This is a genomic window from Rhodococcus sp. ZPP, from assembly GCF_017656075.1.
In the GTDB taxonomy this organism is placed as follows: domain Bacteria; phylum Actinomycetota; class Actinomycetes; order Mycobacteriales; family Mycobacteriaceae; genus Rhodococcus_F; species Rhodococcus_F oxybenzonivorans.
This window is the reverse complement of the sequence record NZ_CP058638.1, coordinates 5,168,005-5,189,225: the sequence shown is the minus strand read 5'-3', so window position 1 is coordinate 5,189,225 and position 21,221 is coordinate 5,168,005. Positions and strand designations below refer to the sequence as shown.

The following is a 21,221-nucleotide window of genomic DNA, read 5'->3' as shown; positions in this document are numbered from 1 at the left end:
AAGGATAGAGCTTAGGCGCTCGCAGTACGGGGGTGGAAATGCGTGGCACCCCCCGCCCTCAGCTCACAGTCGTGGGCCGAGCTGCGTCGTGAGGCTGCCTCCTCGTGCGAGCGGAAGACGTGTTCGGGCTGTGCGGGCGTCGCCCGACACCTCCGCGGGACGATCGTCGGGATAGCGGAGCTCGCTGGTGAGGGCGGCGGGCGCGTCGAGAAGGTCGTGGGAGACGGTGCCGGCGCCCAACTCCAGCCGGTGCCGGAGCAGCGGAACATTCCCCAGATCGGCGTCGGTCGTCCCGATCCAGATTCCGGCGCGTTCCCCGGTGCGGCCGATCTGTACCCGCTCTCGCAAGACCAGCGTCGACGTCGGTGCGAGGAGCACCGTCGATTCGACCCGGTGCTCGGCGGCGCCGGCCACGACGGTCGGCTCCAGGGCGCAGTCGAGGGTGGCGTCGTCTTCCACATCGACCGACCAGTGTGCCGTCGACACCGTGCATTCCCGGCCGGGCAGCGCCAGGGACGCAGCGACGCTGCGGAGCGACAGCCGCGCCCCCGACAGCACCCGGACGGTGATGTCCCAGTGGTCACCGCCGAGCGGGGTGGCGGCCGTGCCGATCACGTGGACCGTGTCGCGCCCGGTGATCCGGGCGGCGAGCCCGCCGACGGCGGAGATCCGGGGGCTCCGGCCAGGAGTCGCCACGATGGTCAGCGCGGTGCGCACTACCCGTGCACGTCGGCGAGCGTGCGTACCTGCTCGCGCACCCACCGCAGAGCCGGCCCGGACGACGGGTCCTCGGTCAGCGAGATCAGTACGGTGGGCCTGCCCTCACGAACCTGCTCGGCGTCCCGCTGCATCACCGACAGATCGGCACCGACCATCGGCGCCAGATCGGTCTTGTTGATCACCAGCAGGTCCGAGAACGTCACCCCGGGACCGCCCTTGCGCGGAGCCTTGTCGCCACCGGCGACATCGACGACGAAAATCTGCACGTCGATGAGGCCGGACGAGAACGTGGCCGTCAGGTTGTCGCCGCCCGACTCGACGAGAATCAAGTCGAGCGGTGGGTTGGTGTCGATCAAGTCGTCGATGGCGTCGAGATTGGCGGTGATGTCGTCGCGGATGGCTGTGTGCGGGCAGCCACCGGTCTGCACTGCGGCAATCCGCTCGTCCGGAAGCACGGCGTGGCGACGCAGGAAATCCGCGTCCTCGGTGGTGTAGATGTCGTTGGTCAGAACGGCGAGGGACAGCTCGTCGCGCAGTTGCCTGCACAGTGCTGCCACCAGAGCCGTTTTGCCCGACCCCACCGGCCCGCCGATGCCGATCCGGACCGGCTCACCCGCTACTCGTGTCCGCTTCGGCCGATCGTGCAGATGATCGTGCGGCTCACCGTCGATGACATGCGGTGGCATGGTTACTCTCCTTACTCAGGGCTGATTCAGTCTTACTCGTCAGGGTTCAGTCGTCAGGACACGAACAGTGGTCGGTCTCGTTCCACGTGGCGCTGGGCGACGACGTCGAGAAGCGGATCGGACACGCTCGCGAGCCCGGTCGCGCAGTCATCGGCGACGTCATCGCACAGATCCGCCAAGGTGAAGGTGCAGGCGGCGACCTGCGCGGGATCGAGCGCGAGCAGCCGTTGCGCGGCGATCGCGGAACCGGTCATGGTGGTGTAGACGACGACCAGCGCCGCCTCACGGGCCGAGACACCGGTGAGACGCCCGACCACTCCGGTCACCACCGGGAGGTGCGGACGCGTTCCCAGCAGCGACCAGTTCTGTTCGGGCCAGGTGGTGCGGGACAACCGCAGCAGGCCCCTTCCCTGTGCGCGGGACGAGGCACGCGCCGCCGGCGACGGGGTGCGTGCATCCATCTCGAGGTCGCCCTGGTCGGTGGAGAGCCGGCCGTCGCACACAGCCGCGGCGATCGACCCGGCGACCAGCCCGGACGCCCGGATTCGCCTGCGGAGGAACGCGTCCATCGTGGGGATGTCGCGGACCAGACCACTGGTGACGGCCTCTTCCATCCCGCCCGAGTGCACATGCCCGCCGGTCGGCAACCTGGAGTCGGCAAGTGTGAACAGATGAGCGAGGCGCATCAGAACAGAAAATAACGTTGTGCCATCGGCAATTCCGATGCCGGCTGTTCCTCCCACACCTCACCGTCGATGCGGACGGTGAACGTATCCGGATCTACCTCGATGCGGGGTTGCGCGTCGTTACGCGGCATGTCGGCCTTACCTCTGGACCGCACGTTCGCGACCGGAACCAGCCGCCGGCCGAGTGCGAGCCGATCGGCCAGACCGTCCTCGAGTGCATGGGGGGCGACGAAGTGCACCGAGGTCGCCGCGGCGGCCCTGGGCGCCGCCCCGAACATGGGCCTCGGCAGCACCGGTTGCGGCGTCGGAATAGAGGCGTTGGCATCACCCATCGCCGCCCAGGCGATCATGCCGCCCTTGATCACCGCGTGCGGCCGCACTCCGAAGAACGCCGGCTCCCACAGCACCAGATCGGCCAGTTTGCCCACCTCGACGGAGCCGATCTCCCCTTCCAGCCCGTGCGCGACCGCCGGACAGATGGTGTACTTCGCGACGTAACGCTGGACGCGTTGGTTGTCTGCCCCGTTGTCGCCGGGAAGAAAACCCCGGCGCCGTTTCATCACGTGGGCGGTCTGCCAGGTTCGCATCACTACCTCACCGATGCGCCCCATCGCCTGCGAGTCGCTGCCGATCATCGAGATCGCGCCCAGATCGTGGAGCAGATCCTCCGCTGCAATGGTCGACGGCCGGATGCGGCTCTCCGCGAATGCCAGGTCTTCGGGGATCTTGGGATTGAGGTGGTGGCACACCATCAGCATGTCGAGGTGCTCGTCGAGTGTGTTGACGGTATGTGGCCGAGTCGGATTGGTGGAACTCGGCAGGACGTTCGGGTGTGCGGCCACCGTGATGATGTCCGGCGCGTGCCCGCCACCCGCACCCTCGGTGTGATAAGCGTGGATCGCTCGGCCCGCGATAGCGGCGAGGGTGTCCTCCACGAAACCCGCTTCGTTGAGCGTGTCCGAATGCAGGGCCACCTGCACGCCGGCGGCGTCGGCCACCGTGAGACACGCATCGATCGCGGCGGGGGTCGAACCCCAGTCCTCGTGCAGCTTGAAACCGGACACTCCGCCGCGCAACTGTTCCCACATCGACTCGGAGCTGACGGTGTTTCCCTTACCCAGCAGGGCAATGTTCATCGGCCAGCCGTCGAGCGCCTCGAGCATCCGTGCGGTATGCCACGACCCCGGTGTCACGGTGGTGGCCTTGCTGCCCTCAGCCGGTCCGGTGCCGCCGCCGACGAGCGTGGTGATGCCGCCGCCGAGCGCCTCTTCCATGATCTGCGGTGCGATGAAGTGCACGTGGCAGTCGATCCCGCCGGCAGTGAGGATCTTGCCGTTCCCGGCAATGATCTCGGTGGAGGGACCCACCACCAGGTCGGGGTGCACCCCGGACATCGTGTCGGGGTTGCCGGCCTTCCCGAGTGCCACGATGCGGCCGTCACGAATACCGATGTCTGCTTTGATGATTCCCCAGTGATCGACGATCACCACTCCGGTGATCACGGTGTCGGGGGCGCCGTCGGCCCGCGTCGCACGGCCCTGCCCCATCGACTCCCGCAACACTTTTCCGCCACCGAACACAGCTTCCTCACCGGCAAGGCCTGGTCCCCCGCTGCGGTCCTCGGTGATCTCGATCAGCAGGTCGGTATCGGCGAGCCGGATACGATCGCCGGTGGTGGGGCCGAACAGCTCGGCGTACCGCGCACGGGTGAGTTCGGTCAAGACGGGTCCAGCTTTCCGGGAGGCGTCAGGCTGAGCCCGTGCACTTCGCGCCTGCCACCGAGGGGAACCAACGAAACAGTCTGCGCGATGCCCGGTTCGAACCGCACTGCCGTGCCTGCGGGGATGTCGAGCCGCAAGCCGTGCGCGGCCACGCGGTCGAAGTGCAGAGCGGAGTTTGCTTGCGGGAAATGGACATGGCTCCCGACCTGTACGGGTCGGTCGCCGGCGTTCACGACCTCGAGCCGCGTGCGGGGCGCGCCCTCGTTGAGCGCTATCACGCCGTCGGCGCAGAACACCTCACCTGGAATCACGGTGTCTCCTATGCAATCGGATCGTGGACGGTGACGAGCTTGGTGCCGTCCGGAAAGGTCGCCTCGACCTGCACGTCGGGCAGCATCTCGGGGACGCCTTCCATCACGTCCGACCGGGTGAGCACTTCACGCCCGGATACCATCAGCTCTGCCACCGAACGTCCGTCCCGCGCCCCTTCGAGGATGTGGTCGGTGATGATCGCGACGGCCTCCGGATGATTGAGCGTCAGGCCCCGCTGCTGCCGCCGGCGCGCGAGTTCGGCGGCGTAGCTCAGAAGCAGACGCTCCTGCTCATGGGGCGACAAGCGCATGTGTCCTCCTGCGGTCGGTGCGTCGCAATACTGCCACGATCTGCAGTGTGGCACCTCCCACGCCTGCGCCGACTATCGTTCTCGTGGCCGAAACACCGATGACACGAAATCGTCACAGCACTGCCCTATCGCGCCGCATGTCAGTTTCAAAAGTCGCGTTCGCGACATCCTGGGGTTTCCCCGCCAGTGCAGCTGCCTTCTGGAATGTGTAGCCGGTGCACTGCACCGCCACACCCCTCGCACCGTCGTCCTAGCTGGCCCGTTGCGCACTCACTTCGCCCGGATCGCCATCGAGGGCGTCGGTTACGAGTACGAGGAATCGGCCACCGGTATCGTATGCGTGGCCACACCAGAATTGCGTGACGCGTCAGGAGATCTCAGATGAGGTGTGGGCTGTTCTGGTTCCGTTGATGCCGGTGCCGGCGGGGCGTTCGCGACCGCGGACGGATCATCGTCTCGCGGTCGAGGGCATGGCCTGGAAGTACCGCACGGGTGCGTCGCGCGCGTACATCAGCACGGGCGACCCTCGGCCGCGACACAGGGGGCTCGGTCGAATCACAAGATTCTGCGAGAAGAGCCGCTTGATCACGGGATCGGCCGCTCGCGGGGCGGGTTGACGAGCAAGGTCCATCTCGTCTGCGACGGCCGCGGGCGTCCGTTGGGTTGGGTGATCACCGGCGGGAACATCAACGACACGACGATGATGGTCGCCACGACGATCCCCGAAGGCGATGACCAGATCGGGCACCGCCGGAAGAAGCCGGGCAGACCGATCGAGTTCGGCGACGAGCAGAAGGAGCGCTTAAAGGGCCGCAACGTCGTCGAGCGGTGCTTCAACAAGCTCGAGCAATGGCGAGGCATTGCGATGCGCTCAGACAAAACCGCCCGGCACCTACCGTGCCGCGATCACCCTCGCCGCCACGCTGATATGAATCAACACCGACTTGATTCACGCGGCCCAGCGGACCACTTCGAGCGGCCCCTCCTCGGGCGTCGGCGGCTCGAACCGCTCGAAGTACTCCGTCGCCGTCTGCTCAGTGAGCGGCCAATCGTCCGCCCGCCTGCCGTGTCGGTCACCGACCCGACTTAGAATCGTCTCGAGACTCGTCGCGATGTAAACAGTCTCCGGCAGGATGCCCTGCGGTGCGAGCAATGCGCGAAACTCATCGCGTTGTCGCCGGAACCAGAATCCGAAGTCGAGCACGACATCGTTCCCCGCCGCGACATGGCGCAGCAAGCGCGCCTTCAGGTCTGCTGCCACCTCGGCGACCACTTCGGCGGAGGGCATCGTCGTGATTCCGCGATCCCAGAACTCCACCTCGAACGACAGACGCGTCCAACCCTCGCGCTCCAGGCCCTTGGCGTAGGTGGTCTTGCCGGCACCACCTGGCCCGCACATCATCACGACCCGGGGTCGTCGTGTCTTGTTCACTGCCACCGGGCCGAGGTTACGCTCCGCCACTGACGTTGAGACTTGCAACGCTCCGCTCATCGATAATCTGGATCAGATCGGACTTGATCCCACACGCCCTAATCGTCAGGGAACGCAAATGAAGTTGGTGAAACCCCCATGTCGGGCGGGCAGGTCGTTGAGTGCTTCGTTGATCTTTTCCAGTGGGAATGTGTGATGCTCGAGGATGGAAAGGTCGAGTTGGCCGGTGCCGACGAGGTCGGCCATGTCTTGAGCTTCGGCGGTGGAAAACCACGCACTCCCGAGGATCGTGAGCTGATTCGTCATCACCGAAATCATGTCCAGCTGAAGGGGTTCCATCATACCGCCGATGTTGACCGCGATGCCGCCCCGCCGTAAGGTCTCGAGGGCGTTGAGGTACGCATCGGCCGGAGCCTCGGGGCCGAGGGCGTCGATCACGACGTCGACGCCCTCTCCGTTGTTGTGCTCGCGGGTCCAGCCGCGAAGGTCAGCTGATGTAGCGGGTACGACATGGATGCGGCTGGGGGCGATTCTCCTGACCTCTCCAAGGAGTTCTGTGTTGCGGCCGGTGCCGAACACGCGGGTTGCGCCCATCGCGAGTGCGCTGAGACATGTACCGAGACCGAGGGTTCCGGAGATTCCGTTGATGAAGACGGTCGATCCCGGTCCGACCCCGGCTCGCCTCAGGGCCGAATAGCCGGTTCCGAGATACCCGAACCGGGCACCCCCTTCGAAACTGACCGTGTCAGGAAGCTTGACCAGGTTGCGCTGCGGCGCCGTGAGATACTCGCCGAGCCCGCCGTATGGGTAGGCGTCAAAAAGGCGCTGTCCGTTCACGCCGAACGAAAAGTAGCCCATGAACGTGTAGGAGTCGCAGTTCTGGTCCTGGTTGCGGCGACATGCCCGGCAGGACCCGCAGGACAGACCGGGGTTGACGTATACCCGGTCTCCGACTGCCACGTCCGTTACGTGGCTGCCGACCGCTGCAACGACCCCGGTTGAGTCGAGCCCGAAGGTGGCGGGCAACTTCGGGAGGGGAAGTTGCGGGAACCACTCACTGTAAGAAGCGAGCACATTTGGCAGGTTCGGGACGATGTTGCACGCCTTGACCTCGACGAGGACGTCGGTCGGACGCGGTTCCGGAACGGGGAGTTCCTCGATTTTCATGGGCTGATTGATCGCGTGTAGGCGAGCGACGCGCATGGTCGAGTTCATTGTGTATCTCCTGAGTAGCTGATTGTGGGCCGGATGTGTGCGAGGTAGGGCGGTGCGCCCGCAGCAGCGTGGGTGCGCACGTACCGGGGTTGAAGTCGGTGCCAGACCGCGGTTGGTGGGGGCGGATGTGAGCGGAACCGCCCCCGGAAGCCCGGCGATGTGTGCTGGTGCGCGTCGATGACGCAGGCTACTGCGGCCCCGGCAGGTATCGAATCTGGTATCAGGCTGGGGAAGAGAAAAGTTCGACGACGAAGTCAGGTTCGGTGGCAGCCCGAACGGCTTCTACGGTCACTCCCGGCGCGAGCTCTCTCAAGACGAGACCGTGGGCTGTGATGTCGAAGACGCACAGATTTGTGATGATGCGTTCGACTACCGCGAGCCCGGTGATGGGCAGGGTGCACGATGGCACGATTTTGAATGATCCGTCCTTGGCCACGTGCTCCATGAGAACGATGACTTTCTTGGCGCCGCCGACGAGGTCCATGCCACCGCCCATGCCCTTGACCATCTTCCCGGGGATCATCCAGTTGGCGATGTCACCGGTGGCGGATACCTGCATCGCGCCGAGGATCGCGACGTCGATCTTGCCGCCGCGGATCATTCCGAAGCTGGTTGCGGAGTCGAAGATCGACGCCCCCTCGCGCAGGGTGACGGTGGCCTTACCGGCGTTGACCAGGTCGGCATCCTCGTCGCCCTCGTAGGGGTATTGCCCGGTTCCCAGCACACCGTTTTCCGATTGCAGCACCAACTCGACATCGTCGGGAACGTAGTTCGGAACCAGAGTGGGCAGACCGATACCGAGATTGACGTAGTCCCCGTCCGACAACTCGGCGGCTGCACGGGCGGCCATCTGTTCCCGTGAGAGACCACGCAGGGTCGCGCCGCTCACCGCCGCTACGTCCGTGGTCACGATGGTATCACCTGCCGTGGTCAAGGGTGTCGACTTCGGCCGGGAGAGCGTGGTGCGCTTCTCGATTCGTTTGTCGGCGGCTTGGTCGGCAGTGAGGGGCAGCACTCGGTGCACGTAGATGCCGGGGACATGGATTTCGTCGGGGTCGAGTTCTCCGGCGTCGACGAGGATCTCGACCTCCGCGATGGTGGTCCGTCCGGCCATCGCAGCGAGGGGGTTGAAGTTGCGGGCGGACCTGCGGAAGACGAGGTTGCCGTGCCGGTCGCCCTTCCATGCTCGTACGAGCCCGAAGTCGCAGGTGATGGCTTCCTCGAGTACGTACGGGCGGGTCCGGCCGGCGAAGGTAATCTCCTGGACCGTTTTCGGCGGGCTCTTCTGCACGACTTGGCCCTGCGCATTGAACCGCCGGGGCAGCCCGCCTTCAGCGACTTGGCTGCCGACCCCGGTTGCGGTGAAGAAGGCGGGAATGCCGGATCCGCCGGCCCGGAGTTTCTCGGCGAGGGTGCCCTGGGGAACAAGTTCGACTTCGAGTTCGCCTTGCAAGTATTGCCGTTCGAACTCCTTGTTCTCGCCGACGTAGGAGGCCACCATCTTCCGGATGCGTCCTTCGTTGAGCAGTAGCCCCAATCCCCAGTCGTCGACACCGCAGTTGTTCGAGACCACTTCGAGGTTGTCGACGCCCGTCGTCAGGAGCGCGCCGATCAAGACGCTGGGAATGCCGCACAGACCGAATCCTCCGACCGACAGAGAATCGCCACTGGCGATTCCCTCGATCGCTTCCCGTGCGGTGCGGACGACCTTGTCCATGACAAAAGACCTCTTCTGTTCGGGTTGGCATCCGATACTTGGGCGCGGTCTGTCGACCACGCCGAGCGTCGGACGCGTAGGTAGGTCATACCTGTGTACTGGCCGGCGTTCGACGAGATCAGTCGAGCCACTTGATGATCGAAGTGAGCGTGTCGGATACCAGGTCGGGTCGGCCGTCGAAGTAGTGTCCGGCCCCGGTGACAGCGAGTAGTTCCTTGCGGGGATGCGGTGCACCCTCATAGAGAGCGGACGCCATAGACGGGAAACATCCGCGGTCGGCGGTTCCATAGGCGACGAAAACGGGCACACTCACCCGCTCGAGGCAGGTGGGGCCGTATCCGTTCGTGTCAGCGACACTCCATTGGGACAGCCAGGATCGCAGGGTGCTGAAACTTCCCAGGGTGACCGGTCGAAGATTCGCCGACATCGGGTCCCCCCACAGCGTCCCGGGTTCACGATCGGAGGCATCGAGGGTGACATCGACGAATCGTGGGTCCGCGCAGGTTCCGTGAACGCGGAACGGCAGGTCCGGCACGTCGGCGCCGTAGCGTTCGGTCAGCTCGGTCAGTTGCGCTTTGACCCAGTCGGTGATGCGGGTCATCCGGCGGGCCTGGGCGTCCCGGTAGGTGGCCACCCACTCCGGATCGAGGGGGACACGGCGACCGGAGAACAGATCCAGCTCGGGATCTCGCCGGAAGGGGTCGTCTTCGCTGATGATCGCCGGGTCGAGCCAGCCCTGGATCAGGTCGGCGCGGCCCGCGTGTGCATTGAGCATCACCAGGGCATCGACCGGCGGGAGTTCGGCGCGGGTGAGGTCCGTGCCTCCGCCGCCGGGAGCGTCGCGGATGCTCGGGTTCTCGGCTTCTGCCTGGTACAGGGCGGCCAAACCGCCACCACCGGAGTTACCGACGAGCACGATGCGCTCGTACCCCTCCCCCTCGCGGAGGTGCTTGATGATCGAACCCAGATCGGCCACACAGTTTTCGAGGATGACCTGGGTATCGTTGCCGGCATAGCGGGTGACGACCCCGACCGCATCCAACCCGAGCTCCGCACACGGTGTCAGGGCGTAGTGGCCGACGAAGTTGGAGCTCGGATGGCAGAAGACCAGCACGGTGTCCGAACGCCGGCCCTCGTTCGCGCGTTCGCGGCCACACCAAAGTGTGCCGGAGGCGCGGGCGATGCCGGAGTAGACGTCACCGCCCATCGCGGCCTGCATCGGAACGGGAAGCAACTCACGCATCACTGGGCACCTTCCGTGCGCCTTCTTCCAGATTCGCCCAGGTGAACGGGTATTCCGGATCGACACAGTCCTTGAGAGCTGCGGACAGCTGCAGGGGCCGGTGGGTGTCGATCATCACCTGGTATTCGTCGGCGCGGGCGGCGCCGAGCGCACGTTCGACGTTGCCCGGGTGCGGGCCGTGGATGAACCCGGCCGGGTGGACCGTGATCGATCCGAGCCCGACGCCGGTGCCCTGCCGGGTCTTGGCCTGTCCCTTCGCGTAGAAGAGGACCTCGTCGCTGTCGACATTGGAGTGGAACGGTGGGATCGGTACCGCGTTCGGGTTGTAGTCGAGCAACCGCGGGACGAAGTTGCACATGACGAACCCGGGGGCTTCGAGGATCTGATGCATCGGCGGCGGCTGGTGCAGGCTGCCGGTGATCGGCTCGAAGTCGTGGATGCTGAAGCTCCACGGGTACATGCCGCCGTGCCATCCGACCACGTCGAAGGGATGGTGCTTGTGAACGTTGCGGGTCAACCCGGTACGGGTCCGGACGATGACGGGCACATCCGAGCCGGACACGTCGAGCAGCTCGGTGGGGCGACGGATGTCGAGTTCGCAATAGGGGGTGCCCTCGATGAACTGCCCGCGCTCTGACAGGTAGCGCTTCGGCGGATCGATGTGCCCGCGCGCTTCGACGAACAGCAGCCGAAGTTCCTCGTCGCCGCGGACGGTCCACCGATGGATGGTGGAAGTCGGGACGATGACGTAATCGCCTTCGACGATGTCGATCCGCCCGAAAGTGCTCTCGAGGGCGCCGCTGCCGCTTTCGACGTAGGCAAGTTCGTCACCGGTGCTGTTCTTGTACAGGCTGCTGTCTTCGGTGGCGACGGCATAGGAGATGCGGACATCGTCGTTGGACAGCAACAACACTCGGTCCAAGACCGCGTCGCCCTTGATGGGCAGGCTGTGCGGGGTCAGGTGGATCGGCGAGAGCGGCTGGTTCGCGTGCAGGCCCTCGTCTGCGGTTTCGACGGTCTCGATCGCCGTCAGCGCACTCGGCGGATTGCGGTGGTAGAGCAGCGAGGTGTCGCCGACGAAGCCGTCCTCCCCGATCAGCTCCTCCCAATACAGTGAGCCGTCCGGTTGGCGGAATGCGACATGGCGCTTACGCGGAACGTGACCGACTTGGGTGAAGTAAGGCATGGTCTCAGTTCTCCTGCTTGGTGCCGATGAGGATCGCGGCCAGTGTCACGGTGCGGCCGCTGCGATTGCGCCACGCGTGTCGGGTGGCGTTCTGCACGACGAGGTCGCCGGGGTGCAGGTCGGTGGTGACCTCGTTGTCTAGTTCGAGGGTGACGTCACCGTCGAGGACGAGGGTGTAGTCGATGGTGGGGGTGCGGTGCATTCCATTGGGCTCGAACGTTTCGGCAAGCCCTGGTGAATGCGCGAGCTGCTCGGCGACGTATCCGGGGCCGTCGAAGGTGGGCTCGGCCATAGTGGAATCGGGTGGCAGGGTCAGGATGATCAGCCGGGTTTCGCCGACCGCAGGAAGTAGGGACTGCACACCGGGTGCGGGATCGTCGCCGGTGACACTGACCGGCTGCGCCGGGTCGGTTGACCACGCCACCGTCGAGGAGAATCCAGGAAACGATGAAAAGTGGTGTGCGCGTGCAGGTTGACCGTCGGATACGATGATGGAATTGCCGACGCTGTCGTGTCCGGTGACGACTCTACGCATTTTGGGTCTCCGTGGTGTTGGTGCCGGCCATGGTTCCGCGGCGGACCATATCTGCACCAGTCGAGGCTGTGACCTGGACTTCTGTCGCGAAAGATACCGACATTTGATGCCCTTCGTGTTGTGCGTCATTTACTGCTACTAATATGACAGCGGACACAATCTGTGTAAAACTAGTCTTTCCGACTTGAAAGATTGGTTTTGCTTATGTCGTCTGATTTCACGCTTCGTCAGATCGAGTACTTCGAGGCGGCCGCGCGTCTGGGATCGATCACCGCCGCGGCTCAGGCCTGCCATGCGTCGCAAGCGGCCGTGTCTCTGGCGGTCGCGGATCTCGAGAAGAACCTCGCCGTGCAGCTCCTGGTTCGGCGCAAGGCCAAAGGAGTGGTGCTGACCGACGCTGGTGCACGGGTGCTGTCTGATGCGCGTCGGGTACTCGAAGCCGCAGGCGAGTTGCGGCGCGACGCACACTCATTGAGCAGCACGCTGCACGGCACGCTCACCGTCGGTTGCTACGTGACACTGGCACCGTTCGTCATTCCGCCCGTCCTCGACGAGTTCGCCGCCCGTCATCCATCCCTGACCGTCACCGTCATCGAGGGTGCAGGTGAGGAGATGCGAGATGCGCTCGTCGAAGGGCGATGTGAAGTCGCGTTCCTCTACGCCGACGACAGCAATGCCCCGCTCACCACAACCACCGTCAAAACGACAACCCCCTACGTGATCCTGTCGGCCGAACATCCACTCGCCCATCAGGAAGCGATTTCGTTGTCCGATGTCGCGGATCTTCCGTTGATCATGTTCGATGCCCCGAGCGCCCGCAATGCTGCGCAGATGCTGCGCAGCGAGGGACTGAGTCCCAACATTCGGCACGTAACACCCAACATCGAATTGGTGCGGTGCCTGGTCGCGCGGGGACTGGGATACTCGATCCTCGTTCAGAAGTGGCCGGTCGATGTGAGTTACGAAGGAAAACCTCTCGTCGCCCTGCCGATTCGCGATTCCACCGATGTGCGTCGCGTCGTCCTCGCCTGGCCGGAAGCGGTCAAACTGACGCGACGCGCGGCAACGCTGATCGAGGCGGCGAAGGACCTCTTCTAATGGTCGTACCCGCCTCGAAGTCTCCTGCGATTAATCGGCCTGCCACGTAATTTCAGTCCGGCGTACTGGACACCGATGCGAAGCGTACGGGGGCTATCGCGCAGCCCGAACACGCAGATGAGCATGAGTACGTTGGCTGCAACCATATAGAGACCAATCGCCGTCGAGGTGCCGGTCGCTGCCAAAAGTGCCGTTGCGATGATCGGCGCTATTCCGCCGCCGGCGATGTCGCCGAGCTGGTAAGCAAGGAAGATGCCGGTGTACCGGATCTTGATCGGGAATTGCTCGCTGAGTATGGCAGGAGGACGGCGTAGGTGAGCGCGGTCGGAAGGACACCGAAGATGCTTCCGAGGGCGGCCAAGGCAAGGTTGCCGGTGTTGATCAGCGGGAACAGTATCACTGCTCCGGCAGCGTGGAAGATCCAAGGTGTCCGTCGGGTCGGGTTGACCACGCCACCGTCGAGGAAAATCCGGTGAGCGACGAGAAGTGTTGTGCGCGTGCAGCTCAACCGGTGGATACGGCAATGGAATTAACGAGGCTGTCGTGTCCGGTGACGACTCTACACATGTGGAGTCTCCGTGGTGTGGGTGCTGGTCGAGGCTGCGGTGAGGGAGTGTCGAAGATCCGCGGCCTCGCGGAAGGCCCGCAACTCGCGGGGAATATCGTGGCCGGCTGGTTGATAGAGCACGGCACTGGCGCCGGCGTCCTCCAGTTTGCGGAGCGTGGCGGCGATTTCCGCGCGGGTGCCGGTCATGGTTCCGCGGCGGACCACATCGGCGGTGATGTACTGCCGGTCGATGGCGTTCGGCTCGATGAGGTGACCGCGGTAGATCTCCAGGTGCCGGCGGTGTTCGGGTACTCGGGCGACGGCGGCCGCGTAGCCGGCTGCCTCGGGCATTCCGGCCAGCGGACCGTGTTCACCCATGTGAAGAGCGAGTGAGGCACCCGGTCCTGCGGCGTCGATGGCGCGGGGTGAGTCGATGGGTTCGTCGTCGTCGAGCACGGTGCCGTAGTAGGTCAGGTTGCAGGCACCTTGGTACGGAACTGGGTTGTCACCGTGGGTGGGGTTGGTGACCACACCCGCGCCGAGGCGTTGCGCAACGCCGAAGCCCTTCGGTCCGTGCGCGGCGATCCAGTATGTGACGTCGACCGGATAGCTGATACCTGATGCGGGGCTGTGCATGAGGCTCAGTGTGGTGTCCTCCCATTCGACGTCACGGCCGGCGAGTAGTTCCTTCAATGCCAGGACGTATTCCTCGATGTAGGCCCATCTCGACGGTTTGCGGCCCAGATACGTTGAGCTGGTGAAGCCGGCGCCGATACCGGCATCGAAGCGGCCGGGGGCGAGTGTTGCCAGATAGGCGATCAGTGCAGCGTTTGCGGTGAGATGGCGTAGGTGGGGGGTGAATACGGACACGCCCAGGCGAATTGACGAGGTGCGTTTGGCCGCGAAGGCCAGGGTGGCCCCGGTGTCGGCGTATGACACGGGAACGTCGTACACCCACGCGCGTTCGTAGCCGAGTTCTTCGGCTAGCACGATGTGGTCGGGTGTGTTGATGGCCGGCGGGAAAACGCAGTTGATCTCCATGGTGGGATACTCCTCGTCGAGTTCAGACCCTCGTCGCGACCGGAAGAAGCGAACGTAGATCGGCGGCGCTGGCGATGTCGTCGGGTGTGAGCGACACTTCTGCTGCCAGCAGGCGGCGTGCATTGACGTGATCAGCGGGACGGTTGATCGATTCGACAGCGCGAAGCTGACCTTGGTCATACCGGAAGATGGAGAATCGTCCCGATTCGAGATCACCGCGGATGATGTCTTTGTCCGAGCAGGAGGTGTACCCGGCGATTTGTAACTTGGTGGTGGACTGGTGGCTCCAGAACCATGGCACGCTGCGGTACCGTCCGGGGTCATCGCCGGTGATCTGTGCGGCGACGAGTCGGGCGTGATCGGTGGCGGCCTGCACCGATTCCAGGCGGATTCGCAGTCCGGAGAAGCCGTCGGGGAAGTTGGCGCAGTCGCCGATCGCGAAGATCGCGGGATCGGGGGTGCGGAGGTGTTCGTCGACGACGATGCCGTTGGCGACCTCGAGTCCCGCTTCCTGTGCGAGGCGGGTATTCGGTCGAACACCTACGGCGATCACCACCAGGTCGGTACGAATACTCTCACCGTTGGTAGTGACGACCGCTCGGACGCGGTCATCACCGACTATTTCTGCGAGGCCGGTGCTCAGTTGCACGCGGGTCCCGCGTTGGCGGTGCGTGGCAGTGAGGTAGTCGCTCGTCGTAGTCGACACCGCACGTTGCAGTACCCGGTCGGCGATGTCGAGGACACATGACTCGAGTCCGAGCCTGCTCGCTGCCGAGGCTAATTCCAGGCCGATGAATCCACCGCCGATGCTGGTGAGATGCTGCGCGCCGCGTAATTCCTGGCGTAACGCTCGCGCGTCGGCGAGGGAACGCAACACGTGCACACCGCCGAGATCCGCCCCCGGAATGGGCGGCACGATCGGGCTGGTCCCGGTGGCCAGGATCAAGTCCGTATAGGGCATTGCCGACCCGTCGTCGAGCGAGAGCTGGCGACCGGCCCGGTCGATCGCGGTGACCGTACAGCCGAGTCGCAACGTGATGCCCCGGTCGATGTAATACTGCTCCGGCCGAAAGGCGAGGTCGAGCGAGGCAGTGGGGTCGGCATACAGGTAGTTCTTCGACAGCGGCGGGCGTTCGTAGGGGAGCTCGTCTTCGGCGCCGAGGACGGTGATGAGCCCTCCGTATCCACGATCGCGTAGCGTGAACGCGGCCGTGATTCCTGCTTGGCCGGCCCCTACGATCACCACACCGGAACTCACAGTTCCTCCTCCGGCACGTAAACGATCATTCCGTCGAACTCCTCGGTCACCGGTAGTTGGCAGCTCAGCCGACTGCTGGAAACGCGGGGTGAGGTTGCGCAGTCGAGCATTTCGTCCTCGTCCTCGGTGACCGGTGGCAAAGCGTCGGCATCCGAGCGCACGTGAACGTGGCAGGTCGCGCACATGGCTTGCCCGCCACATTCGGCGAGTATGCCGGGTACGCCGGCTGCGACCGCAGCTTTCATCAGACTCGCACCGATGGATGCGTCGACGTTGTCGGTGCGCCCGTCGTGCTGGACGAATTGGATGGTCGGCATTGTCATCACTCCCAAGTTGTAGGCAGCGTAGTGGGTCCGCGGAAAACCCAGCCCGCCATTTGCACGTCGTCGGGCCGCGGCAGTGCCAAGTTCGGCAGCCGGCGGAAGATCGTCGGCAATGCAATGTCGGCGATCGAGATACGCGCGACCCAGGTTCCGAGGCAGAAATGAGGACCCCCACCGAATGCCACATGAGAGGCCACGTCTCGATGGACATCGAAGGCGTCTGGTTTGGCGAAGACGGTCTCGTCGCGATTGGCAGAGGCGATGATGACACCGAGCTTGTCACCACGGTGCAATTTCTTCCCACCGAGTTCGACGGTGCCGGTCACCTCGCGCGGGTACATACCGATCGGTGAGATCCATCGAACTGCCTCGTCGAAGACCTTGCGCCAGCTGATCTCCCCGCCGAGCACCGCATCTCGCTGTGCAGGATGACGCAGTAGGCCGAAGATGGCCACCGCCGTCGCATCGCGGGGCTCGTTCACCCCACCCCCGATGAAGATCTTGATGTTGGTCCGGATCTCGTCGTCGGACAGACCAGAAGTGGCCATCGACGAGATCACCGTGGGAGCGTGGTCGCGTTTGGCGGCCGGGATTACTTCGGTCACGGCGTCGTCGAGTTCCTCGCAGGCGGTCGCGCACCGTCGCCAAACCTCGGGATCGTCGGTGTAATTGCCGCAACCGTCGATGAAAGCCTGCGACCACCGCTGGATGTCGCCGGCAGTGGCGTTGTGTAGGCCGAGGATGGTACCCAGGTTGCGTGCTGCCAGCGGCGCAGCGAACTCACTTACGAGGTCGGCGTCGCCACGCTCGATGAATGCGTCGATCAACTCGTCCGCATTGTTCCGAAATGCTGGTGCCCAAAGCTCCTTGATTACTTTCGGCCGAAGCGGTCCCTCGGCGGCCTTGCGGATCCGGCGGTGATCATCGCCGTCCTTGCGTAACAGGGTGGCCCCGATGGCGCGAGTCATCAGCGAAGGCTCCTCGACGGAGCTGAACAGCTCAGGGTTGCGCTCGACCTGCATCACATCATCGAACCGCGTCACAAAATAGCGATTGACCGACGGGACCCACGCCACGGGATCCTCCGCTCGCAGGCGGGCATACACCCCGTACGGGTCGGCTTCCAAGGCTGCTACCTGGACTTCTGCCGCGTAAGATACCGACATCTGGTCGCCCCTATGTGTTGTGCGTCATGTACAGCTACGAATATGTCAGTCGACACAATTTATGTAAAACTAGTCTTTCCGACCTGGAAGATTGGCTTTGCTTATGTAACGTCGGATTTGGTATTCACTGGAGCCGTCGTTTCTTCGCGGGTATCGGCAGGTAGAACCACCTACAGGAGGACTTCAGCGAAGACTTTCTTCTCGACGCAGTGATGTGCGGGGAGTGAATGCGTCGACGTGCAGGACATAGCCGAGGTCGCCGCGACTGCCCTGACCGCGGACGGGCACCAGCGCAAGGCGTATTCGTTAACGGGCCCGCGCCTCCTAAGTTTCTCGGACATCGCGGGGGAATCGTCCGCCGCCACCGGGCGAGACATCCGTCCAGACGGTGGCGCTGTTGCGCCGCAACGGCCGTACAACCCTGCGCCCCAAACGCGACGGCTAAGGCAACTGCCCCTCCCCCGCTCACCCTGGCGGCTACGCCACCGGTACGCGGCCACCGCTGTGCCCACGGCGGTCCCAGCAGCAGGGCAGGAGTCGGTCGAGAACCCTCAGGTCAACCCCGGCAGAACATGCCGTTAGTTCAGAAAAATATGAACCAGCAAGCCCCGCCCAGAATTGCAACACGTCTCCGACCCTGAGCGTCGACGTCGACGGAAAGCGGTTCGCCTATCGCGAGTTCGGGCCGAGCACCGGCGTGCCCGTTGTCTTCCTGCACCACTTCACGCGGTCCTCGACGACTGGGACCCGCGTGTCATCGACGGAATCGCATCGGAACGTCGCGTGATTACCTTCGACAACCGCGGTATCGGCGCATGTGAAGGTCACACGCCCACCACCGTCGCGACCATGGCTGACGACGCGCCATCATCCGAGCACTCAGCCTCGAGCAAGCCGACCTGATGGGATTCTCCCTCGGGGATTCCTCTCGCAGGTGATCGTGAATCAGCAGCCTGCGCTGGTTCGCCGGATCATCCTTGCCGGCACAGGCGCAGCCGGCGGTAACGGCGTAGGTCGTAGGTCGTAGGTCGTAGGTCTGGTCATGCTACGAAGGCGGTCCGGTGATCGGCACGCCGGTGTGGTTTTGCCGGCTCTTTCGGCGCAATTAGGCGCAGTTGTCTCGAATAGCCGAATCTGTGCCCGGGATGGAGGTGCGAGGGCGCAGGGTGTGTGGCATGGAACACTCTTCGGTAGTTCTGATGAGCGGCAGCGGTTCGCAGCGGCGGGCGCCCTCGGAGTACCGCCGCGTGGCGCTGATCGGTGGCCATGGTGGCCGAAATTTCGTCGAAAGCCTCGCCGATCGTTGCGGGGGCGGGTTGATCGTGGACGTGTTGGTCTCGAATCCGACCGATTCCGACCTGCGACGCCACACCGTGCCCCGCGCGGATATTCGCACCCTGGTCGTTCCGGATGTGAGGTCGATCAGCCGGGGTGACCTGATCGCCCGGTACGACGCCGTGGTGTATGCGTTCGAGTCGTTCCGCGAGCGCGTGTTGCCGGTGTCCGGCGCCGAGTTGCCCGGGAGCGTGTGGGCCGACGATATCGCCGATGAGACTACGGCTCTGGGGGTGTGGAATCAGGCGGTGGTTGTGGGCTCCGGTGAGCGGGCGTGTGCCGCGGTCCGAAACCTCGGCCGGAGAGCGGAGCGTGGCGGCACCCGCGAGATTCTTGTGCTGGGCGGCGCACCGCGTAAAGAGCAAACCCTGGTCCACGACCTGCCTACCGGTGTCGATGGAGTCTCCGTCACCGTGTGTGGATACGACCAGTTGGTGGGAATCCGGGGACGCTCCCGCGTGGAGGCGGTCGTTGCCGGCGCACTCGACGGATCCACTCGACGTCGGTCGGCGCAACTGGTGGTGAACGCGACCGGCGCGCTTCCAGCGGTGCTGGCGGGGCTGCGCGTGAACTCGTCCGGACTCATCGCCAATGAACGGGGGCGTGTGTCGGCGACGTCGCACGAGTTCGTTCTCGGCCCGTTGCAGCACCTGGGGGCGACAGCCGGCCCGAACGCGGTGTCACCTGAGATGCTGGCTTGTAGGGTCGCCGAGCGACTCGGCGACTGCCGCAGCCCCTGGTCCGCAGTAGACCCAGTCCAGTGGCTCGAGTTCCGGCACTGCGCCGGAGGGCTCAGTGCACCCGTCCGAGAATCCGCACTCGCGAGCTGAAGCGGGCCCCATTACGGCGCCCACAGTCCAATTTGCGCAGATTCAACGAGATGTGCCGGTCACCGGCACACTGGGGTGGACCCCTGTGTGATCCACCCCACACACTCGGGAGGCGGCTGCACGGTCGTCGCGTGAGTGAAAGGGAATGTTGTGGCGCCTCTTCAAACGGTTCAAAGGATCGGTCCCGTATTGGATCTGTTCACCGTGCCCCGTCCGGAATGGGGTGCGTCCGAAGTCGCGGCTGCCATTGGCGTACCGCGTTCGAGTGCCTATGCCCTGCTCACCTCGCTCGTCGAGACCGGATTGCTGCAGTGCCGGAACCGCGGCCGCTACCGCATCGGCTGGCGGGTGGTGGAATTGAATCAGACACTCAAGGGCACCGTCGACGTCCGGTCGTGCGCCGCCCCGATAATTCAAGACCTTGCGCACAAGTACGGCGAGACCACCCACCTGGCCGTCATGGAGCGGTATCGGGTGCTCTACGTCGACAAGGTGCTCGGCAACCACATCATCAACGTCGCCGGAGCACGGATCGGCGCCCACCTAGAACCGCATTGCAGCGCAGTCGGCAAAGTCCTTCTGGCTCAGTGCGACCCCGGCGAGATCGAACGCAACATCACCGACAAGCCGCTGCGGCGACTGACTCCGTCGACGATCATCAACCCGGCCTCCCTGGCGCAGGAACTGCGGTCGGTGCTGCGGTCCGGGTGTGCCTTCGACGCCGGTGAGGCGGTCCCGGAGGTGCACTGTGTCGCAGCACCCATTCGGGACGAGATGGGCGTCGTCGTCGCGGCAGTGAGCATGAGTGTGCCGGCCAGCCGGTTCGTGCCTGCCCAAGCCGAGTTCAAAAGTGCTGTGATCGCGGCCGGCGCCGAGATCTCCCGGGCGATCGCGAACTCCGCGGACCCCGTGGTGCAGACCGAACGCGACGATCCGACGGTCGCGGCCGCAAGCTGACCTACTTCAGCCCGAACGCATCGACAGGAACCGCGACAGACTCAACGCGGCGGTCCGCACGGCGGCCGCCGAATGGTCGAGGTTGATACGAGTGTGCCACCCGGACACCGAAATTCCGGCGACAACCTGACCACCGAGCCCGAAGACGGGACTCGCCACACAGGCGACGCCGGCCCGCGACTCCTCCAGGTCGTAGGCCACGCCGCGCTCACGGATCCGGGCCAGCTCGGCGGTGAACCGGCCCGGCTCCACGATGGTCCGTTCGCTCAGGCGTGGGAGGCCGGTGGCGAGGATGTGCTCGACAACGGTCTGGTCGGAGAAGGCGAGGATGGCCTTGCCGATGCCGGTGCCGTGTGCGGGCCAACGACCGCCCATCCGAGTCGGCAGCGGCGGGGAGTTCGGGCTGTGCAACACCTCCAGATACACCACACAGTCACCGTCGAGGACCGCGAAGTGGGCCGAATGGCCCGTCGCCTCCTGCAGGTCAGCCATGTACGGGCGTGCGGCCTCCCGCAGGTCACGTTGGCGGGGCACGTGCTGACCGAGTTCGAACAGTTTGAGCCCGAGCCGGTAGCCAGTGCCCTCGCGCTCGAGCAGTCTCGCCGAAAGCAGCGCCTTGAGCATGCGCTGCACGCTGGACTTGGGTAGACCGCAACGGCGCGCGATCTCCGAGACTCCGAGGGCGGTATCGGCGGCGCCGAGAGTATCGAGCACGGCCACCGCACGGGCGATGGAGCCTGCGTCGCCGGCGGCCGTCGCCCCGGAGGTGCTGTGCCGATCACCGGCACAATCGTCTTGCATAACGGCCCATAGTGCCCGATGGTGGGAGTTCAGTGCAACACGTCACATCCCCGGCGGAGCTGCGACAGCGACGCGGGGCGTCCGAGGAAAGCCCGAGGTCTT

The 21,221-nt window shown here is 64.8% G+C and carries 21 protein-coding genes and 2 pseudogenes; 5 read left to right on the top strand and 18 right to left on the bottom strand.

From position 1 onward, the window contains the following. Positions 1-63 precede the first annotated feature (63 nt). From HYG77_RS24050 to HYG77_RS24025, 6 genes are read right to left on the bottom strand one after another with little or no spacing between them, the layout of a single operon-like run. Positions 64-717: an urease accessory protein UreD gene (locus tag HYG77_RS24050; RefSeq protein WP_208960853.1), complete on the bottom strand. Its 654-nt coding sequence runs from the start codon at positions 715-717 to the stop codon at positions 64-66. Then, positions 717-1,406, bottom strand: coding sequence for an urease accessory protein UreG (gene ureG / locus HYG77_RS24045; protein ID WP_208960852.1), 690 nt, complete (start codon positions 1,404-1,406; stop codon positions 717-719). The genes HYG77_RS24050 and ureG overlap by 1 nt, the downstream gene beginning before the upstream one ends. Before the next feature lie 53 nt (positions 1,407-1,459). Further along, a complete protein-coding gene (locus HYG77_RS24040; protein WP_208960851.1) occupies positions 1,460-2,092 on the bottom strand; it encodes an urease accessory UreF family protein in 633 nt (210 codons plus the stop codon). After that, on the bottom strand, positions 2,092-3,813 hold the full coding sequence (locus HYG77_RS24035) for an urease subunit alpha (protein WP_208960850.1): 1,722 nt from the start codon (positions 3,811-3,813) through the stop codon (positions 2,092-2,094). Before HYG77_RS24035 ends, HYG77_RS24040 begins: the two co-directional genes overlap by 1 nt. After that, the gene (locus HYG77_RS24030; protein WP_208960849.1) at positions 3,810-4,124 is read right to left on the bottom strand and encodes an urease subunit beta; all 315 of its coding nucleotides are present in this window, start codon (positions 4,122-4,124) and stop codon (positions 3,810-3,812) included. The genes HYG77_RS24035 and HYG77_RS24030 overlap by 4 nt, the downstream gene beginning before the upstream one ends. 8 nt (positions 4,125-4,132) lie before the next feature. After that, positions 4,133-4,435, bottom strand: coding sequence for an urease subunit gamma (locus HYG77_RS24025; RefSeq protein ID WP_109332443.1), 303 nt, complete (start codon positions 4,433-4,435; stop codon positions 4,133-4,135). 202 nt (positions 4,436-4,637) lie between these two features. On the opposite strand from HYG77_RS24025, the pseudogene HYG77_RS39825 reads away from it, so the two are divergent. After that, positions 4,638-4,787: pseudogene (locus HYG77_RS39825) on the top strand (IclR family transcriptional regulator); the annotation flags it as partial. A gap of 233 nt (positions 4,788-5,020) precedes the next feature. Here the strand turns inward: HYG77_RS39825 and HYG77_RS40705 are convergent. From HYG77_RS40705 to HYG77_RS23990, 7 genes are all read right to left on the bottom strand, one after another. Further along, positions 5,021-5,149, bottom strand: a complete 129-nt coding sequence (locus HYG77_RS40705; protein WP_280123277.1) for a hypothetical protein — start codon at positions 5,147-5,149, stop codon at positions 5,021-5,023. A gap of 235 nt (positions 5,150-5,384) precedes the next feature. Beyond that, complete coding sequence (locus HYG77_RS24015; RefSeq protein WP_244373084.1) at positions 5,385-5,873, bottom strand: ATP-binding protein; 489 nt, start codon at positions 5,871-5,873, stop codon at positions 5,385-5,387. Positions 5,874-5,972: 99 nt separating this feature from the next. Next, positions 5,973-7,082 carry an alcohol dehydrogenase catalytic domain-containing protein gene (locus HYG77_RS24010; protein WP_208960847.1) on the bottom strand — a complete coding sequence of 370 codons (1,110 nt, stop codon included), beginning with the start codon at positions 7,080-7,082 and terminating at the stop codon, positions 5,973-5,975. 220 nt (positions 7,083-7,302) lie between these two features. Next, positions 7,303-8,799, bottom strand: coding sequence for a 3-oxoacid CoA-transferase (locus HYG77_RS24005; RefSeq protein WP_208960846.1), 1,497 nt, complete (start codon positions 8,797-8,799; stop codon positions 7,303-7,305). Between the two features lie 118 nt (positions 8,800-8,917). After that, a complete protein-coding gene (locus HYG77_RS24000) occupies positions 8,918-10,042 on the bottom strand; it encodes an alpha/beta hydrolase (RefSeq protein WP_244373082.1) in 1,125 nt (374 codons plus the stop codon). After that, complete coding sequence (locus HYG77_RS23995) at positions 10,035-11,228, bottom strand: cupin domain-containing protein (protein WP_109332450.1); 1,194 nt, start codon at positions 11,226-11,228, stop codon at positions 10,035-10,037. The genes HYG77_RS24000 and HYG77_RS23995 overlap by 8 nt, the downstream gene beginning before the upstream one ends. 4 nt (positions 11,229-11,232) lie before the next feature. After that, positions 11,233-11,652, bottom strand: a complete 420-nt coding sequence (locus HYG77_RS23990) for a cupin domain-containing protein (protein WP_208960844.1) — start codon at positions 11,650-11,652, stop codon at positions 11,233-11,235. Positions 11,653-11,967: 315 nt separating this feature from the next. Between HYG77_RS23990 and HYG77_RS23985 the strand changes: the two genes are divergently transcribed. Further along, positions 11,968-12,861, top strand: coding sequence for a LysR family transcriptional regulator (locus HYG77_RS23985; protein WP_109332452.1), 894 nt, complete (start codon positions 11,968-11,970; stop codon positions 12,859-12,861). A gap of 559 nt (positions 12,862-13,420) precedes the next feature. Here the strand turns inward: HYG77_RS23985 and HYG77_RS23980 are convergent. Genes HYG77_RS23980 through HYG77_RS23965 form a run of 4 tightly spaced genes read right to left on the bottom strand, consistent with a single transcriptional unit; the run spans position 13,421 to position 17,196 of the window. Continuing rightward, on the bottom strand, positions 13,421-14,449 hold the full coding sequence (locus HYG77_RS23980; RefSeq protein ID WP_109332454.1) for an LLM class flavin-dependent oxidoreductase: 1,029 nt from the start codon (positions 14,447-14,449) through the stop codon (positions 13,421-13,423). Between the two features lie 22 nt (positions 14,450-14,471). Next, complete coding sequence (locus HYG77_RS23975) at positions 14,472-15,707, bottom strand: FAD-dependent oxidoreductase (protein ID WP_208960843.1); 1,236 nt, start codon at positions 15,705-15,707, stop codon at positions 14,472-14,474. Further along, positions 15,704-16,024, bottom strand: a complete 321-nt coding sequence (locus HYG77_RS23970) for a 2Fe-2S iron-sulfur cluster-binding protein (RefSeq protein WP_109335284.1) — start codon at positions 16,022-16,024, stop codon at positions 15,704-15,706. The genes HYG77_RS23975 and HYG77_RS23970 overlap by 4 nt, the downstream gene beginning before the upstream one ends. A gap of 5 nt (positions 16,025-16,029) precedes the next feature. Beyond that, positions 16,030-17,196 (bottom strand): cytochrome P450, encoded by a 1,167-nt coding sequence (locus tag HYG77_RS23965; RefSeq protein ID WP_208960842.1) that lies wholly within the window; start codon positions 17,194-17,196, stop codon positions 16,030-16,032. Between the two features lie 637 nt (positions 17,197-17,833). On the opposite strand from HYG77_RS23965, the pseudogene HYG77_RS40990 reads away from it, so the two are divergent. The 3 genes and pseudogenes from HYG77_RS40990 to HYG77_RS23955 form a co-directional block, all read left to right on the top strand. Continuing rightward, positions 17,834-18,211, top strand: a pseudogene (locus HYG77_RS40990) (alpha/beta hydrolase); the annotation flags it as partial. A 160-nt stretch (positions 18,212-18,371) separates the two neighbouring features. Further along, a complete protein-coding gene (locus HYG77_RS23960) occupies positions 18,372-19,361 on the top strand; it encodes a hypothetical protein (protein WP_208960841.1) in 990 nt (329 codons plus the stop codon). Positions 19,362-19,511: 150 nt separating this feature from the next. Continuing rightward, a complete protein-coding gene (locus HYG77_RS23955; protein ID WP_109332458.1) occupies positions 19,512-20,318 on the top strand; it encodes an IclR family transcriptional regulator in 807 nt (268 codons plus the stop codon). A gap of 6 nt (positions 20,319-20,324) precedes the next feature. On the opposite strand, the gene HYG77_RS23950 is transcribed toward HYG77_RS23955, so the two are convergent. Then, entirely contained in the window at positions 20,325-21,119 is a 795-nt protein-coding gene (locus tag HYG77_RS23950; RefSeq protein WP_109332459.1) for an IclR family transcriptional regulator, read from the bottom strand. Between the last annotated feature and the right edge of the window lie 102 nt (positions 21,120-21,221).

Coding starts and splice junctions, on each gene's coding strand:
- ureG (WP_208960852.1), bottom strand. CDS start 1,406: ATGCCACCGCATGTCATCGACGGTGAGCCGCACGATCATCTGCACGAT.
- HYG77_RS24040 (WP_208960851.1), bottom strand. CDS start 2,092: ATGCGCCTCGCTCATCTGTTCACACTTGCCGACTCCAGGTTGCCGACC.
- HYG77_RS24025 (WP_109332443.1), bottom strand. CDS start 4,435: ATGCGCTTGTCGCCCCATGAGCAGGAGCGTCTGCTTCTGAGCTACGCC.
- HYG77_RS24010 (WP_208960847.1), bottom strand. CDS start 7,082: ATGAACTCGACCATGCGCGTCGCTCGCCTACACGCGATCAATCAGCCC.
- HYG77_RS24005 (WP_208960846.1), bottom strand. CDS start 8,799: ATGGACAAGGTCGTCCGCACCGCACGGGAAGCGATCGAGGGAATCGCC.
- HYG77_RS24000 (WP_244373082.1), bottom strand. CDS start 10,042: ATGCGTGAGTTGCTTCCCGTTCCGATGCAGGCCGCGATGGGCGGTGAC.
- HYG77_RS23995 (WP_109332450.1), bottom strand. CDS start 11,228: ATGCCTTACTTCACCCAAGTCGGTCACGTTCCGCGTAAGCGCCATGTC.
- HYG77_RS23985 (WP_109332452.1), top strand. CDS start 11,968: ATGTCGTCTGATTTCACGCTTCGTCAGATCGAGTACTTCGAGGCGGCC.
- HYG77_RS23980 (WP_109332454.1), bottom strand. CDS start 14,449: ATGGAGATCAACTGCGTTTTCCCGCCGGCCATCAACACACCCGACCAC.
- HYG77_RS23970 (WP_109335284.1), bottom strand. CDS start 16,024: ATGCCGACCATCCAATTCGTCCAGCACGACGGGCGCACCGACAACGTC.
- HYG77_RS23965 (WP_208960842.1), bottom strand. CDS start 17,196: ATGTCGGTATCTTACGCGGCAGAAGTCCAGGTAGCAGCCTTGGAAGCC.
- HYG77_RS23960 (WP_208960841.1), top strand. CDS start 18,372: ATGGAACACTCTTCGGTAGTTCTGATGAGCGGCAGCGGTTCGCAGCGG.
- HYG77_RS23950 (WP_109332459.1), bottom strand. CDS start 21,119: ATGCAAGACGATTGTGCCGGTGATCGGCACAGCACCTCCGGGGCGACG.